Here is a 15,424-nt window from a genome sequence, read left to right on the forward strand (position 1 = left end):
CAACATGCCCCTATCTACCTTTGACCCGGCCAAAGTGCCTGCTTCCACGCCAGAGAAGCCGGTGGTGTTGCACTGCCGCATGGGCAGCCGCTCCATCCGCGCCGGTTGTCAGTTGCTAGACCGCGGCTGGCCGGAGGTCATTAGCCTCAAGGGCGGGATCGAGGCTTGGAAAGCGGCCAAGCTGCCCGTTACCCGCACCCAAAATGCGCCCATCTCCATCATGCGGCAGGTGCAGATTGCAGCGGGATCCCTGGTGCTCACCGGAACCCTTCTGGGGGCCTTTGTCAACCCCTGGTGGCTGCTGCTGAGTGGCTTTGTGGGCGCCGGGCTGGTGTTTGCCGGGATCACCAACACCTGTGGCATGGCTCTGCTCTTGGCTCGCATGCCCTGGAACCGAGGTCAGGCGCTATGAGTGGGATCCCTTCTACTTCCTCTTCGGGGCAAGGGATCCTGGCGCGGTACCTGCCCTTTGCTAAGGAGTCCCTTTGGGTCTTCCACTATCAACGATCAGATTTGCCGGGAGATCTGATCGCCGGCCTTGTGGTGGCCATTCTGTTGGTGCCCCAGAGCATGGCCTATGCCCTGTTGGCGGGGTTGCCTCCCCAGGTGGGCCTATACGCCAGCATTTTGCCGGTGATCGTCTATGGGCTACTGGGATCCAGCCGCGCCTTGGCGGTAGGGCCAGTGGCCATCATCTCCCTCTTGGTGGCGGCGGGGTTGGAGCCGCTGGCCGGTCGCGTCAGCGGGACGGAGTCCTTGCCGGGCAGCCCAGAGTACGGGCAGTTGGCTTTAGGCCTGGCCTTGGAAGTGGGTTTGATTCAAGGGGCGATGGGGTTGTTGCGGCTGGGGTTTTTGGCCAATTTCTTAAGCCACACGGTGGTGACTGCCTTTGGCAGCGCGGCGGCCTTGATCATCGGCTTCAGCCAGCTCCGCCACCTCCTGGGGGTCAAGATTGCCAACACGGAGTCCTTCTTGCTGTTGGTGCAGCGGCTGTGGCAAAGCCTGGACAAGGTGAACTGGGCAACCTTTGGCCTAGGGCTGCTGGCCGTATCCCTGCTGGTGTACGCTCAGCGAAAGTTGCCCCACCAACTGCGGCGTTGGGGTGTGCCTCCAGGTTGGGCCTTGATTTTGACCAAGGGGGCACCGCTAGCGGCTGTGCTCGTGACCGGCCTGTTGGTCTGGGGCCTAAACCTCTCGGAGAGGGCAGGGGTATCCGTTGTTGGCTCCATTCCTTCCGGGTTGCCCCCCTTGGGCTTTCCCTCGTTGAGCTGGGGACAGTGGACAGCGCTTCTGCCCACCGCCTTGGCCATCAGCTTGGTGGGCTTCACGGAAAGCTATGCTGTGGGGCAGTCCTTGGCCAGCCAGCGGCGGCAGAAGGTGGATCCCAACCAAGATCTGGTGGCTTTGGGGGCAGCCAACTTGGCAGCAGCCTGCAGTGGCGGCTATCCGGTAACGGGAGGCATCAGCCGGTCGGTGGTGAACTTTCAAGCAGGCGCCAACAGTGGCCTGGCCTCCCTGATCACCGGCCTGTTGGTGGCTTTGACGGTCATCTGGCTGATGCCCCTGTTCACCTTCTTGCCCCAGACCACCCTGGCGGCCATTGTTCTGGTGGCGGTGCTGGCCCTGGTGGATTTTCACCCCCTGCTGCAAAGCTGGCGCTACGACCGTGGCGATGCCCTGGTTTGGTTGGTAACCTTTGCCAGTGTGCTGGGGATCGGAGTGGAGCAGGGGATCGGAATAGGGGTGTTAGTCTCCATCCTGCTCTTTCTTTGGCGGGCTAGCCGTCCTCACATTGCCATCGTGGGTCAGGTGCCCGGTACGGAGCACTACCGCAACGTGCAGCGCCATGAGGTGATTACCGATCCCCGTATCTTGGCAGTGCGGGTGGACGAGAGCCTGTTTTTTGCCAACGCAGCCTACTTGCAGGAGTATCTGCTGCGAGAGGTGGCGGCGCGACCCACAGTGGAGCAGGTGCTGCTCGTTGCCAGCGCCATCAACTTCATCGACGGCAGCGCTTTGGAAGTGCTGACCCAGTTGGTGGAACGTTTGCAGCAGGCAGGGGTGGGCTTTGCCATGGCCGAGGTGAAGGGGCCGGTAATGGATCGCCTCCAAAAGGCTGGGTTTGTGGAGAAAGTGGGCGCTGAGCGCTTCTTCCTCTCCACTCACCAGGCGATGCAAGCCCTCGGATCCCAGCAGAGCCTCAGTCAGGTGTCATCTTCCTGATCAGCACAAGGGGGGTTTGTTCAGCGGCATTGCCGGCGGGGTTCTTGCCCAGGGCTTGCTCCACCAGCTCCCGCTCTACGCCGGGGCTGGCTGCCAGGATCTTGACCTGCCCCAGATCGTTGGCATCCACGATGGCCACTTCGTAGCCCGTCTGCCGATGCAGATCCCCCACCAACTTGGCCGGATCCCGCGGCCCCAGCACGATGAACTGGTCATAGGGAGGCAGGGTGCCAGTAACGTCGTCGATGAGATCGGCCTGCTCCCCCGCCAGGGCATAAAAGACCCCCGGGATCCCCAGCAGTTTGGCCAGGGATCCCACCACAAAAGCCCACACCACCCGCCAGGCCCCGGAGCAGTCGATCAAAGTCTGCATCCCGTAGCAGCTTGAAAGACTGGTCTTGGAGGGGAAGAAGTAGCACAGGGTGTGGGCCAGCCAGCCGGGCTGCACCTGCAGGGGATGGCGGAAGTTGCCCTGGACAATAGCCACGGCGCTTTCCGAGATGGCCACCATATCGCCGGGCTGGATGTGAGGGCCTACATACCGCCGTAGCACCTCGGCCAAGTCATCGCTGGGGGTCAGCAGATGGGTGGGAACGGCGGCCCAAAGGAGGGATCCCTGCTGCTGCCAGTTCAGCTCTGGCAAGGGCTCCACCTCCTGCAACGGCAGGATGAGATGGCTGGTCTTGAGGGTGCGCCGCTGCCGCCCGTACTGGATGTAGTCCAACTCCAGCCAGGCAGAGCGCAAATGGGCCAGCCCTTCCCCCTTCAGCTCGATCTCAACCTCTAGGCCAGTCTGGTTCTCGGGGGTGATGATGTAGGCCTGCCAGTAGTTGTCTTGCCGGGCGGGAAGATCCGGATGGCGAGAGCGCAGGCGTAGGCGGGTGTGAATGCCTTCTAGGGATCCGGCGCTGAGCAAATGCAGTCGCGGCTCCACCTGGGCCAAGGTGACCTCAAAGAGGGGGTTGAGGTTGCGGGCCACGAACTCCGCTTGAATGACCCAGTGCTCGGGGGTGTGGCGGCTGATGCGCCAGCCTTGGGGCTCCACCACCAGGTGATCGGCGGGGCGGGTCTTGAGCCAGTAGAGCAAGCTGCCCAAACTCAGCAGCAACCCGGCCACTACCTGAGCCCAGCCCCAGGGATCCCACAGCCAACGCCAAGCCCCCCATAGGCTGAGTCCTACCCCGGCCAGCACTGTGGCCAACACGCCACGATTCACCATGCTGCTGCTTGTTGCCATCGGGATCCCACTCCTCCAAGTCCTTAAACCCTGCTAAAGTCTGCCCCTTTGTCCACCACAACACCCTAGACTACGGGTACGCTCTAGCTCTTCTCCCAAACCCTAGCCATCCTACCGGGAAACCGAAGCAGGCTGCGGCGAGATCTCCACACCAATTTTTAATCTCAAACAGTTAGCTTACAAATAGATTTCATCTCAGGCTTTTCAGAACACTCTGGGAGTTTCCTATGGCGCACAAACAGCAATTCAAAAGCTTTGACGACATGATTCAGGGATCCAAAACCCCCATCCTGGTGGATTTTTACGCCACTTGGTGTGGTCCCTGTCAGGTGATGGCCCAGGTGCTGGAGCAGGTGAAGCCGCAGGTGGGTGACGCCATCTCTTTCGTAAAGATTGACACAGAAAAGTACCCCAATATTGCTGCCCGCTGGGGTATCTACGCCGTGCCAACCCTCATCCTCTTCAAAGACGGGAAGCCGGTTGACCGTATCGAGGGGCTGTTGCAGCCTCGCGCCTTGTTGGAGCGGTTGCGGGCGCAGGTCAACCTGCCGGTAGGCTAGGTGGACGTTGCTGGGATGGGGTCTTTTGGTCATCTTCTGGTGGCACAGCGAGCTCTCCAGCAAAACCGCCTTTGAGATGTCCTCGCAGGTGTTTGAGCGCTCTTTGGGATCTCCGCCTCTGGAGGTTCACCTGGCGGGAGAGGTGCCCTATCGCACCGCTTGGGCTTGGCAGCAAGCCAGGGTGGCTCGCCTGATCTGCAATCCGCAGCTGCCAGATGGGCTCCTACTGCTCACCCACCCGCCGGTCTACACCCTGGGGGCAGGGGCGGATCCCAAGTTCCTCAAGAGCTTGGCTGGACAGATAGGATCCCCAGCTGCCCGCCCAGAATTCCTCTCTGGACAAGGGCCAGAAATCCTGCGGGTAGAGCGCGGCGGCGAAGTCACTTACCACGGGCCAGGCCAGTGGGTTGGTTATGCGATCCTCAACCTCAGGCGCCACCGTCTGGATCTCCACTGGTACCTGCGCCAACTGGAGCAGGTGCTTATTGAAACTGTGGCCCACTTTGGCCTGCGGGGGGAGCGGATCCCTGGCCTCACAGGGGTTTGGGTGGAGGGGCGCAAAGTGGCGGCCATCGGCATCAAGGTCTCCCGCTGGGTGACCTACCACGGCTTTGCCCTCAACGTCTGCCCGGATCTAGCTGCCTTCGAGGCCATCGTGCCCTGTGGGATCCCTGATCGCCCGGTGGGATCCCTGGTTCAGTTTTGTCCCCGAGTAACGATGGCGGCAGTGGCCCCGGTGGTGGTGAAGTCCTTTTGTCAGGTCTTTGGGCTGCAAGCTCAGGAAGTTTCCTTATCAGAGTGGTTGGGAGAACGCAAGTCTCTAAAGACTCAAGGCTAATCCACCCCCAACTGGCGCAGCAGTTGCTGCAGGCTGGCCTGGTTGGCAAAGTTGCCGCTCTTGGAAAAGAGAGCCAAGGCCTGGCGAAAGTCGGCCATGGCGGCTTCTCGATCCCCCAGTTGCAGGTGGGCCACGCCGCGGCTGAAGTAGGCTTCTGGAATTCGCGGATCCAACTGGATGGCCCGCTCCGCATCGGCCAACGCCTCTTGGGGCTGGCGCAACTGGTTGTAGACGTAGCTGCGGTTCACATAGGCCGGCGCATAGGTGGGATCCAACTGCACCGCCCGATCCAGATCCGACAGGGCAGCCACGGGATCCCCCCGCAGCAACTTGAGGGATCCCTGCCAGTTGAACTCGGAAGCGGTGTTTGGGGCCGAGGTCTTCTCAGGAGGAGGTGGGAAGGCAGGCAAAGAGATGGCAGGGGCAGGAGCGAGGAATGCTGCCAAGAAACCTATCAGAGCTATCCTTCCCCATCGACACTTGATTGTGCTCCGCACCGCTAGTGACGTCCTCTTCGGATCCCGAACTAGTTCAATATAGACCGTCGGCGAGAGGGGCAACCCCCTGCACTTAACTTGCAAGGGGTGCGGGGAGCTACAAGTTCCGCGCTCTGGCGGGAAAGTCAGGGTCGAGATACCGACTCCTCTGCCAAGTCGTTCTGTGACGCGGGGCAGGAATGCCCAATGGCAAGGTTGGGAGGCCCAAGCTCTATTGGCTAGAGTGAGGGCGGGGGGATGTTACAAGGAAAGCTTCTGGAATAGATGAGCCACCGGCAGGGCAAATCCTGGAATAACCTCTTCACCTTCTAGAAGATCAACCGATTTCAGGAGGCGGTCAGGCTCTTGAGAGCTGCGATACACCAGGACGTAGTGCTCGCTGGGGTGAACCAGCCAAACCAGGCGGCTGCCATTTTCAAAGTACTCCACCAGCTTGTCATGAATTTCTTCAACCGTATTGCGGGGGGAAAGCACTTCAACAGCCAGATCTGGAGCGCCTTCCAAAAATCCTGTGGGCAGTTCAGCCATGCCCTGCAAGCGTTCTTTAGCAAAAAAAGAGATGTCAGGGGAGCGCCAATTTCCACTCTTCATCTTAAAAGCAGTGCTGGAATCTAAAACGATCCCCAGCTTGTTGGACAAAACGTAGGGGGTCAAAGCTGCCAATAGGAGGCTGCAGACATAACCATGGAGTGCCCCCGCGCTTCCCATATCAATTGGCTTCCCATCAACAATCTCGTAGCGATGTCCCTCCCTGGACAACGCCATGAATTCTTCGGCTGTCCAAGCTCTTTTTCCCTGAGTTGGCACAGCTCCGACGGTCATCTGCAAACTCCTTGCTGCTCCTTCGACACCGCAAGCCAAGCCCGCAGGGATCCCCCAGCGGCTTTTCCTCGAGGGGGGACGCCAAAGGCTAAAATAGCCTAGCTCATCCTACTGTACCGACGGAAAAGGCACCTTGATCGAGCGCTACACTCTGCCCGAAATGGGCCAGATTTGGTCCACTGCCCACAAGCTCCAGACCTGGCTGCAGGTGGAGCTGGCTGTCTGTGAAGCGCAAGCGGAGCTGGGGCGGATCCCGCAAGAAGCCCTGCAGGAGATCAGAGCCAAAGCCGCCTTTGACCCGGCGCGGGTTTTGGAAATTGAGGCGGAAGTGAAGCACGATGTTATTGCCTTCTTAACCAACCTCAACGAGCACGTGGGCGAGGCAGGGCGCTACATCCACCTGGGCCTGACCAGCTCGGATGTGTTGGATACGGCCCTGGCCCTGCAGCTTGTGGCCTCGGTGGAGATCTTGCAAGCCCGCCTGGCCGACCTCATCGCTGCTATCCGCGACCAAGCTCGGCAGCACCGCTACACCCTCATGATCGGCCGCACCCACGGTGTTCACGCCGAGCCGATTACCTTTGGCTTTAAGCTGGCAGGGTGGCTAGCAGAATGCCTGCGCCACCAAGAGCGCCTAGCTCGCCTGCGGGAAGTGGTGGCGGTGGGCAAGATCTCTGGCGCCGTGGGCACCTACGCCAACGTGCCTCCCCAGGTGGAGCAGTTGGCCTGCGCTCGCCTGGGCCTGAAGCCCGATACAGCCTCGACACAGGTAATCTCGCGGGATCGCCACGCTGAATACGTGCAAACCTTGGCTTTGATTGGCTCTTCCCTAGAGCGCTTTGCTACTGAAATCCGCCACCTGCAGCGAACAGAGGTACTGGAGGCTGAGGAGTACTTTGCCCCCGGCCAAAAGGGATCCTCTGCTATGCCCCACAAGCGCAACCCCATCAAGGCGGAACAACTGACGGGGCTGGCCCGTCTCCTGCGCGGGTATGCCGTCTCGGCCCTAGAAAACATTCCCCTTTGGCATGAGCGGGACATCTCCCACAGCTCCGTAGAGCGGGTCATCCTGCCGGATGCCTCCATCCTCTGCCACTATCTGTTGGTGAACATGGCGGAGCTGGTGGGCCAGCTGCAGGTTCACGCTCGCAACATGGAGCGCAACCTCAACCTCTACGGCGGCGTCATCTTCAGCCAGCAGGTGCTGCTGGCTTTGGTGGAGAAGGGCCTTAGCCGCGAGGAAGCCTACCGCCTGGTGCAGGAAAATGCTCACCGCGCCTGGAACCAGCCCGGCGGGGATTTCCGCGCCAATCTGCTGGCGGATCCCCGGGTGATGGCTCACCTCAGCGAGGCAGAACTGCAGGCTTGTTTTGATCCGCGGCGCCACCTAACCCATTTGGACGAGATCTTTGCCCGCTTGGGCATTTGAGGGATCCCCTATGGTTTGGCAGCGGCAGCACGTCTTGGGCTTGGCGGATTTTACTCCCGAAGAATACCAGATGGTTTTGCAGACCAGCGCCAGTTTCCAGGAGGTGTTGACGCGGCGGTTGCCCAAGGTGCCCACCTTGCAGGGGAAGGTGGTGGTGACGCTGTTCTTCGAGCCTTCCACCCGCACCCGTACCAGTTTTGAGCTGGCGGCCAAGCGCCTTTCGGCCGATGTGCTCAACTTTTCCCCAGGCACCTCTTCCTTGAGCAAAGGGGAGACGCTTTTGGATACGGCCCGCACCTTTCTGGCCATGGGATCCGATCTCTTGATCGTTCGCCATGCCCAGGCAGGGGTGCCGCAGCAGTTGGCTGCCGAGATCGACCGCCGCGGATCCCCTGTGGGCGTTCTCAATGCCGGGGATGGACTGCACGAACATCCCACCCAAGGTTTGCTGGATTTGTTTACCCTCTGCAGCCATCTGGATCCCCGGCGTCCCCGCCTGGAGTTGCTGCAAGGGATCAAAATCGCCATTGTCGGCGATATTCTCCACTCGCGAGTGGCCCGCTCCGATATCTACGCCCTGGTGGCCGCCGGAGCTGAGGTTCACTTAGCCGGCCCTCCCACCCTATTGCCCAAAGATTTTGCCCAGTTTGTACCCGGCCACACGCTCCCTATCCATTGGCAGCTAGAGCCTGCCCTCGAAGGGGCGCGTTTTGTTATCACCCTACGCCTGCAACAGGAGCGCATGGGCGAGTTCCTTCTCCCCAGCCTGCAGGAATACCACCACCTTTTCGGCCTCACGCGGCAGCGGCTGCGCCTGTGCCACCCAGAGGTGAGGGTTTTACACCCCGGCCCGGTCAATCGCGGTGTGGAACTCAGCTCCGAGGTGATGGAGGATCCCGGCTTGAACCTGATTGAGCAGCAGGTCACCCACGGCGTGGCGGTGCGCATGGCCCTGCTGTACCTCATGGGGGGCGGGCGGATCCCAGCTTAGAGCCCAGATCTTTCTCTGCTCGGGGAACATGTAGAGCTGCCCCACGTCTGGAGTGTTGAAGTCCATCTCCTAGCTAATTCTCTCTGTCAAAACTGTCAAAAGTCGGAAGAAGCTCTGGCCAGAGCTTTTCCCGCCCTGCTGAAATCATGTCCAAGCTTGCCGAGAGGTGAGCAACATCTTTGTCTCAAATTTTACACATCTTGGATCTGGATCGAGTTTTTTTGCAGCCGTCTAAGCTTAGCTCTTATTCAAGTTGTGTCCGTTTGATTGGTTGTCAAATGAGATAGAAGTTCAGCAGTATAAGCCTTTTCGCGGATCCTGGGCTCCAGGATCCTGATTTTGCTGAAATCCAAACTGGCCAAAACCACCAGATGGAAAATCGAGGTTTGGAAACGAGCCAGCACACTCAAAAATATCGATTTTTCTCTTGACTTAACCCAAAGTTAACCTTTAGATATCCCTCCGTTAACTTTGAGGTTATAGGGTTGAAGATGTTGATTTGCCACAGATATTACCTATGCGAACCCTGCTTTCTGCTTTCTCCCTCACCGCTCTAACAGTAGGATTTCTAACAGCGACCTCGGCTCAAGCCCAAACCGTGCAAATCTCCGGGGCGGGCGCGACCTTTGCGGCTCCTTTGCTGCAACGTTGGTTTGACGCCTACAACCGCACCGTAGACCCCACTGTGCAAGTCAGCTATCAGTCTGTCGGTAGTGGTGCTGGCCTAGAGCAGGTGATCAATGGCACTGTGGACTTCGGCGCTTCCGAGGCGCCTTTCTCCGGTGCTCGCCTGGAAAGCTTCCGAGCTAAATACGGCTATGATCCCCTACAGTTGCCTCTGGCGGGAGGGGCCATCGAGTTTGCCTATAACCTGCCCGGCATTGAAGACGGAGAGCTCATCCTGAAGCGGAAAACCTACTGCGGCATCGTGACCGGCGAGATCACTCGCTGGGACGACATTCGCATCAAGGCCGAGAACCCAGGTATAGCAAACAAGCTGCCACCCCTGGACATCACCTGGGTACACCGCTCTGATGGTTCTGGGACTACCTTTGTGTTCACCAACCACATCAGAACTGTCTGCCCTAATTGGACAGCCGGTGCTGGTACTTCTGTCGAGTGGCCTGTTGGCATTGGAGCCCAAGGGAATGAGGGCGTAGCCGCCACTATCAAGCAGGAGCCAGGGGCAATTGGCTACGTGAACCAGTCCTATGCCAAGCTGGAAAAGATGGCCACTGCTCGCTTGGAAAACAAAGCGGGCAACATTGTTGAGTTCTCGACTGAGGCAGCTACCTCGGCGCTGGATGCTCCCATTCCTGATGACTTTGCGCTGTTGGTGCCCGACCCTGAAGGGCCAAATGACTACCCAATCGTGGGCTTGTTCTGGGTGATGCTGTACCGCGAGTATCCCGATCAGCAGAAGCTGACCAAGCTGGTGGAGGCTCTGAAGTGGACCCAGGGGCCAGAGGGTCAAGCCATCACCAAGGAGCTGGACTACATCCCTATGCCTGAGGCGGCTATCCAGCGGATCTTTGCAGAGCTGGATGCCATCACCGTTAACCCCAATGCGGTGCGATGACTGGGTTGCAGCCTGAACTCCACTAGAGTGGAGCTGGTGGCCGGCTGAGGAGGCAGATGAGGCTTTCTCGGTCGGCTGCTGGGCTTACCTTGCACGGTGGGATTTTTAGGAAAGATTTTGAACCGAAGATGATCATGGGAGAGAGGCTATGACTTCAGCGGCTACGGGTTATGGTTCACCACCAAACCCGGATATCGATGTTGACATTGAGAAAAAGGCGAGCCTGTCTCGGGCTGTTGATGTGGGCTTTGTCCGCCTGACGCTGGCCTTGGCAGGGTTTGCCGGCATTATCCTCATCTGGGTGATTCTTCAAACCACCGAAGCGGCTCTGCCGGCGATTCAGCAGTTTGGCTTGGGCTTCCTGGTTACTGCCCGCTGGAACCCGGTGGAAAACATCTACGGGGTGCTACCACAGATTTATGGCAGTTTGGTAACCTCTCTGGTGGCTTTGATTTTTGCCATCCCTCTGGGCATTGGCACTGCCATTTTTTTGACGGAAGGTTTTGCCCCCAAGTGGGTAACGGCGCCGATTGGCTTTGCCGTTGAGCTGATCGTGGCCATTCCCAGTGTGGTGCTGGGGCTATGGGGGATCTTTGTGCTGATTCCAGCAGTGCGGCCCATCTTTCGAGCCATTAACCAGACGCTGGGTTGGATCCCTTTCTTGGGTGGCCCGGCTCCGCGGGGGCCCAGCTTGTTGATAGTGGCTGTGGTGCTGGGGATCATGATCTCTCCCATCATCATCTCCATTACCCGCAGTACCTTTGAATCTCTACCACGCAGCCTAAAAGAGGGCGCTTTGGCTCTGGGGGCAACCCGCTGGGAGACCCTCTTAACGGTGATGATCCCTGCCGGCCTGTCGGGCATTGTCAGCTCGATCATGCTGGCGCTGGGACGGGCCCTGGGAGAGACCATGGTAGCGGCCATGCTTTCCGGCAACGCCAACCGCATCAATATCTCCCTAATGCAGCCGGGATCCACCATCACTGGCTTGATTGCCTCTCAGTTTGGCGAGGCAGGACGCTTGCAGGTTTCGGCTCTCATGTATGCCGGCGTGGTGCTGATGGTGCTGACGTTATTGGTCAACATTGTTGCCGAGATCATCATCCGCAAGTTTCAAAACTTGGAGCAGTAACTTGGGAAGCAGAAAGAAGATAAAGGAGCACTGTTATCATGTCCGACTCAGCACAGCTTGCCCCTGAGAAGGTTGACATCGACATTACTCGTGCCGCCATTGCCCCTGTCCGCAATTACACAGGCATTGTCCTAACCCTGCTGAGTGGCCTCTTTGTGGCGGTGATCATAGCTTCCCTATCTTGGGTGCTGTGGGATGTGGGCAAGGAAGGCATCCAGCGGATAAATTGGGATGTCCTCACCCAGACCCGCTACCCTGCCCCTGGCCTGGCGGAAGGGGGCTTTGGTCACGCAATTGTCGGCAATTTAATGGTGCTGGCTACGGGGGCGGCTTTGAGCTTTCCCTTCGGCATCTTGGCGGCAGTGTACTTGTCTGAATTCGGTCGCGGCACCCGCTTGGCTTATCTGGTTAAGTTTTCCTGCAATGTGCTCACGGGGGTACCGGCCATTCTCTGCGGCCTGTTTGCCTATGCTGTGGTGGTGAGGGGATCCGGCTTTTCGGCTTTCTCGGGAGGGGTAGCTTTTGGCGTGCTGATGCTGCCGATTGTCATCCGCTCCACCGAGGAGGCGTTGCTGCTGGTTTCGCCCGACATGCGCTTGGCTTCCCTTGGCCTGGGCTCAAATCGCTTTCAGACCACAATGCGCGTTGTTTTGCCGGCAGCGGCACCGGCCATCGTAACCGGGCTAATCCTGGCTTTGGCCCGAGCGGCAGGCGAGGCTGCACCTCTGCTCTTTACCGCCTTCAACAACAATTTCTGGTCTACTGATCTCTTTGGCCCGGTGGCTACCTTGCCGGTGATGGTCTACTTTTTCTCCATCATTCCCTACAGGGTGCAGCAGGAGCTGGCTTGGGCGGGCGCTTTGGTTTTGTTAGCCATTGTTTTGGCGGCCAGCTTGACCGCTCGCTTTTTGGTGTACAAGACCAGGAAATAGCCTGAGGATTCTCAACAAAGTCTTGAATCGAACTCTTCGTCGAACTCTAGCTCTTTTTGTGAGTGCTGCCATGCAAACTCAATCTCTTAACCAGACCTCTTACGTTTTCAGGACCGAGAACCTGAATGTCTACTATGGCTCCAATCTGGCGGTAAAAAATGTTACTCTGGACATCCCAGCCCGACAGATTACTGCGTTTATCGGCCCTTCCGGCTGTGGCAAAAGCACGATCCTACGTTGCTTCAACCGCACCAACGATTTGATCCCCGGTGCTCGTGTAGAGGGCAAGCTCACCTACCACGGCAAGGATCTCTACGCCAAAGAGGTCGATCCGGTGGCGGTGCGGCGGCGTATCGGCATGGTCTTCCAAAGACCCAATCCCTTCCCCAAAAGCATTTACGACAACGTGGCCTACGGCCCGCGGGTGCTGGGGATGAAGGTAGACTTGGACGAGGTGGTGGAAACCTCGCTGAAACGGGCTGCCCTCTGGGATGAAGTCAAAGACAAGTTGAAAGAAAATGGTCAGTCGCTGTCGGGAGGGCAGCAGCAGCGCTTGTGTATTGCCCGCGCTCTGGCGGTACAGCCGGATGTGATTTTGATGGATGAGCCCTGTTCGGCACTGGATCCCATTTCCACCCGCCGTATCGAAGAGCTGATGAAGGAGCTGGAGGAGGAATATACCATCATCATCGTCACCCACAACATGCAGCAGGCCAGCCGCGTCTCGGATATGACGGCTTTCTTCAGTGTGGAGCTGGTGGGATCCAACCGTGTGGGCGAGCTGATTGAATTTGACAGAACTGAAGTCATCTTCAACAGCCCCACCAAGCAAGCCACAAGAGATTATGTGGAGGGCCGCTTCGGCTAATCGACCTGGCCGGACAGGGATCCTTCCCATACTGTTCTCGGCAAACCCTTTTGCAGGCAATTTCTGCCGATGATGGAGTCTGAAGAACCGTTGCACCCAAATACGGATACCCATGATCGTTGCCGCTCCTGACAAGCTGCAGGCTTTGCGTTCTGACTTAGAGGGTATTGAGATCATCACTGATCCGGCTCAGGTGGCCAAGTTGTCGTTGGATTTTTACCACTACAGCCCCGTGCTGAGCCGACAACTGAGCGACAAGCGGGGAGATTTGGTGGTGCGCCCCGCCGATGAGGCCGAGGTGATGCGGGTGGCAGCGGCCTGTGCCAGGCTGCGGATCCCGGTTACGGTGCGCGGTGCCGGTACCGGTAATTACGGCCAATGTATCCCGCTGGCCGGGGGTGTGATCCTGGACATGGGCAAGCTCAACCAGGTGCTTTGGGCAAAGCCGGGCTTGGCGCGGGTGCAGGCGGGGGCCAAGTTGATGGCCATCGACAAACACACCCGGGAGATGGGCTGGGAGATCCGCATGGCTCCTTCCACCTATCGCACGGCCACCATCGGGGGGTTCATTGCCGGCGGCAGTGGTGGCATTGGCTCTGTGACCTACGGCCAACTGCGGGATCGGGGCAACATCTTGGGGCTGCGGGTGGTCACCCTGGAGGAAGAGCCCCGGGTGCTGGAGCTGCGGGGAGATGAGGTATTCAAAGTAAGCCATGCCTGGGGCCTGAATGGGATCATCACCGAGGTGGAGATCCCGCTGGCGCCTGCTTATCCTTGGGCAGAGCTGGTGGTGGCTTTTCCCCCCGCAGGAGGGTTTATGCCCTGTGCCCATTTTGGCCAGGCCCTGGGCGATGCGGATGGGATCATCAAGAAGATGATCAGCCTGCACGCTTGGCCGATCCCCAGCTACTTTGCGCCGCTGCGGGGCTATCTGCCAGAGGGATCCGCTGTGGCCCTGTTGATGGTGGCCGAATGCAGTGTGGAGCCGCTGTTGGAGCTTGTCCGGGAACATGGGGGCCAAGTGGTTTACAACAAAACTGCCCAAGAGGCCGCCAAAGGGATCTCGCTGGGGGAATTTTCTTGGAACCACACCACTTTGCACTGCCGCAGCGTGGATCCCAGCCTGACTTATTTACAATCGGCTTTTCCCGCCGATCGGGAGCTGAAGCTGGTGCAGCACATGTACGAGTATTTTGGCGACGAAGTGCTGATGCACCTGGAGTGGATTCGCATCAACGGGCAAGCTACCCCTGTCGGCCTGCAAATTGTCCGCTTTACCACCGAAGAGCGTCTAAACGAGATCATGCGCTACCACGAAGAGCAGGGAGTATTTATTGCCAACCCCCACACTTTCATCATCGAAGACGGCGGGCGCAAAGTGATGGATCCGCGCCAGATTCGTTTTAAAGAAGAAGTGGATCCCTATGGCCTGCTCAATCCGGGCAAGATGCGCACCTGGCAGGAGCGCGCCTCTGCTTGAGGAATAGCAACAGTAGCACAGCAATTGGCCTTGGTCTATCTGTATTGCCCATGTTTAATCCCTGATGGATTGTCTGGGCAGGACAACACCAGTCCAAAGCTCTACAGTCAGTACTGTGGGAATGCTGTCCACCGTTAAATGCTTTATGGTGTGGACTGTCAAACTTCCGCCAGCCAGTCCTCCGCAAGCACCAACTCTGGAGAGTAGGGACAGACATCTGGAAATGTCGAGATTTCTATCCCCGTTTGCCTGGCTGCTTGGCGGCGCGCCCGTTGATAACTCTCTTCAAGTTGCTCTACCAGATAACCTTTTAGGCTAGGGCTATCTTCTATGGCCAATCCGATTTGGGTTCGCGCATCTGTAATGGAATCTAGCCAGCTATCTGAACGGCGCTGGGGTTGATACTGCCACTTGAGCAGATGCAGCAGAAGGCGAGTTAATTGACTGGTAATCCCTCGTCGTTCGCTCTTACCCAAATTCTCAACCTCTTCAATTAAGTGTGTTAGGTCAATTTCATGCCAGCGCCTTTCCCGCAATAGCCGGGTTGTTCGGTCAATCCACAAGTTAAAGTCTGTCGAGTATAGATTGCTCATAGCTTTGTCCTGCTGAAAAATAGGGTCGCGATAATTATGAAATCCAGACTACGTCCTTCTTGAGTTTACTACAATAAAACCTGTAACACCTGAGTTCTCAACCGTCTGGGAGCAGAGTCCTCTGGTGACAAACCTTATCCAGGCAACTCTTTCTATAGTCATTTCGATTTAAAGCAGGACACTGCACCCACACTTAAAGTGCACCGAGCCGGAAGGCTTTTCAAGGACTCCGTCCCGCTGGCG

15 protein-coding genes are annotated in these 15,424 nt (G+C 58.2%); 11 read left to right on the plus strand and 4 right to left on the minus strand.

The features are described from left to right. The coding region (locus NW856_RS07960; RefSeq protein WP_414399758.1) for a rhodanese-like domain-containing protein at positions 1-412 on the plus strand (412 nt) is incomplete at its 5' end. Next, positions 409-2,223 (plus strand): SulP family inorganic anion transporter, encoded by a 1,815-nt coding sequence (locus tag NW856_RS07965; RefSeq protein ID WP_414399759.1) that lies wholly within the window; start codon positions 409-411, stop codon positions 2,221-2,223. The genes NW856_RS07960 and NW856_RS07965, both read left to right, overlap by 4 nt. Here the strand turns inward: NW856_RS07965 and NW856_RS07970 are convergent. Further along, on the minus strand, positions 2,201-3,460 hold the full coding sequence (locus NW856_RS07970; RefSeq protein ID WP_414399760.1) for a hypothetical protein: 1,260 nt from the start codon (positions 3,458-3,460) through the stop codon (positions 2,201-2,203). The genes NW856_RS07965 and NW856_RS07970 overlap by 23 nt on opposite strands. A gap of 227 nt (positions 3,461-3,687) precedes the next feature. Between NW856_RS07970 and trxA the strand changes: the two genes are divergently transcribed. Then, on the plus strand, positions 3,688-4,020 hold the full coding sequence (gene trxA, locus NW856_RS07975) for a thioredoxin (protein WP_414330952.1): 333 nt from the start codon (positions 3,688-3,690) through the stop codon (positions 4,018-4,020). A 76-nt stretch (positions 4,021-4,096) separates the two neighbouring features. Next, positions 4,097-4,858, plus strand: coding sequence for a lipoyl(octanoyl) transferase LipB (gene lipB / locus NW856_RS07980; RefSeq protein WP_414381798.1), 762 nt, complete (start codon positions 4,097-4,099; stop codon positions 4,856-4,858). On the opposite strand, the gene NW856_RS07985 is transcribed toward lipB, so the two are convergent. Continuing rightward, the gene (locus NW856_RS07985; protein WP_414399761.1) at positions 4,855-5,304 is read right to left on the minus strand and encodes a tetratricopeptide repeat protein; all 450 of its coding nucleotides are present in this window, start codon (positions 5,302-5,304) and stop codon (positions 4,855-4,857) included. The two genes, lipB and NW856_RS07985, sit on opposite strands and share 4 nt — an antisense overlap. A 291-nt stretch (positions 5,305-5,595) precedes the next feature. Then, positions 5,596-6,177, minus strand: coding sequence for a Uma2 family endonuclease (locus NW856_RS07990; protein WP_011430559.1), 582 nt, complete (start codon positions 6,175-6,177; stop codon positions 5,596-5,598). A gap of 133 nt (positions 6,178-6,310) precedes the next feature. Between NW856_RS07990 and purB the strand changes: the two genes are divergently transcribed. The 7 genes from purB (at position 6,311) to NW856_RS08025 (ending at position 14,588) form a co-directional block, all read left to right on the plus strand. Next, positions 6,311-7,606 carry an adenylosuccinate lyase gene (purB, locus tag NW856_RS07995; protein ID WP_414399762.1) on the plus strand — a complete coding sequence of 432 codons (1,296 nt, stop codon included), beginning with the start codon at positions 6,311-6,313 and terminating at the stop codon, positions 7,604-7,606. Positions 7,607-7,616: 10 nt separating this feature from the next. Beyond that, on the plus strand, positions 7,617-8,597 hold the full coding sequence (locus tag NW856_RS08000) for an aspartate carbamoyltransferase catalytic subunit (RefSeq protein WP_414399763.1): 981 nt from the start codon (positions 7,617-7,619) through the stop codon (positions 8,595-8,597). A gap of 517 nt (positions 8,598-9,114) precedes the next feature. Continuing rightward, entirely contained in the window at positions 9,115-10,176 is a 1,062-nt protein-coding gene (gene pstS, locus NW856_RS08005) for a phosphate ABC transporter substrate-binding protein PstS (RefSeq protein ID WP_099835878.1), read from the plus strand. A gap of 148 nt (positions 10,177-10,324) precedes the next feature. Then, entirely contained in the window at positions 10,325-11,308 is a 984-nt protein-coding gene (gene pstC, locus NW856_RS08010) for a phosphate ABC transporter permease subunit PstC (protein WP_414399764.1), read from the plus strand. A 38-nt stretch (positions 11,309-11,346) separates the two neighbouring features. Then, positions 11,347-12,240 carry a phosphate ABC transporter permease PstA gene (gene pstA, locus NW856_RS08015; RefSeq protein ID WP_414399765.1) on the plus strand — a complete coding sequence of 298 codons (894 nt, stop codon included), beginning with the start codon at positions 11,347-11,349 and terminating at the stop codon, positions 12,238-12,240. A gap of 70 nt (positions 12,241-12,310) precedes the next feature. Next, a complete protein-coding gene (pstB, locus tag NW856_RS08020) occupies positions 12,311-13,108 on the plus strand; it encodes a phosphate ABC transporter ATP-binding protein PstB (protein WP_011433507.1) in 798 nt (265 codons plus the stop codon). 112 nt (positions 13,109-13,220) lie between these two features. Then, a complete protein-coding gene (locus NW856_RS08025) occupies positions 13,221-14,588 on the plus strand; it encodes an FAD-binding oxidoreductase (protein ID WP_414399766.1) in 1,368 nt (455 codons plus the stop codon). A 158-nt stretch (positions 14,589-14,746) separates the two neighbouring features. Here the strand turns inward: NW856_RS08025 and NW856_RS08030 are convergent, their stop codons facing one another. After that, complete coding sequence (locus NW856_RS08030) at positions 14,747-15,181, minus strand: DUF29 domain-containing protein (RefSeq protein ID WP_414399767.1); 435 nt, start codon at positions 15,179-15,181, stop codon at positions 14,747-14,749. Positions 15,182-15,424: the final 243 nt, after the last annotated feature.

Source organism: Synechococcus sp. R3-13 (genome assembly GCF_047462195.1).
Lineage (GTDB): Bacteria > Cyanobacteriota > Cyanobacteriia > Thermostichales > Thermostichaceae > Thermostichus.

Coding starts and splice junctions, on each gene's coding strand:
- NW856_RS08030 (WP_414399767.1), bottom strand. CDS start 15,181: ATGAGCAATCTATACTCGACAGACTTTAACTTGTGGATTGACCGAACA.
- NW856_RS08000 (WP_414399763.1), top strand. CDS start 7,617: ATGGTTTGGCAGCGGCAGCACGTCTTGGGCTTGGCGGATTTTACTCCC.
- NW856_RS08025 (WP_414399766.1), top strand. CDS start 13,221: ATGATCGTTGCCGCTCCTGACAAGCTGCAGGCTTTGCGTTCTGACTTA.
- trxA (WP_414330952.1), top strand. CDS start 3,688: ATGGCGCACAAACAGCAATTCAAAAGCTTTGACGACATGATTCAGGGA.
- NW856_RS07990 (WP_011430559.1), bottom strand. CDS start 6,177: ATGACCGTCGGAGCTGTGCCAACTCAGGGAAAAAGAGCTTGGACAGCC.
- lipB (WP_414381798.1), top strand. CDS start 4,097: ATGTCCTCGCAGGTGTTTGAGCGCTCTTTGGGATCTCCGCCTCTGGAG.
- pstA (WP_414399765.1), top strand. CDS start 11,347: ATGTCCGACTCAGCACAGCTTGCCCCTGAGAAGGTTGACATCGACATT.
- NW856_RS07970 (WP_414399760.1), bottom strand. CDS start 3,460: ATGGCAACAAGCAGCAGCATGGTGAATCGTGGCGTGTTGGCCACAGTG.
- pstB (WP_011433507.1), top strand. CDS start 12,311: ATGCAAACTCAATCTCTTAACCAGACCTCTTACGTTTTCAGGACCGAG.
- NW856_RS07965 (WP_414399759.1), top strand. CDS start 409: ATGAGTGGGATCCCTTCTACTTCCTCTTCGGGGCAAGGGATCCTGGCG.
- pstC (WP_414399764.1), top strand. CDS start 10,325: ATGACTTCAGCGGCTACGGGTTATGGTTCACCACCAAACCCGGATATC.
- pstS (WP_099835878.1), top strand. CDS start 9,115: ATGCGAACCCTGCTTTCTGCTTTCTCCCTCACCGCTCTAACAGTAGGA.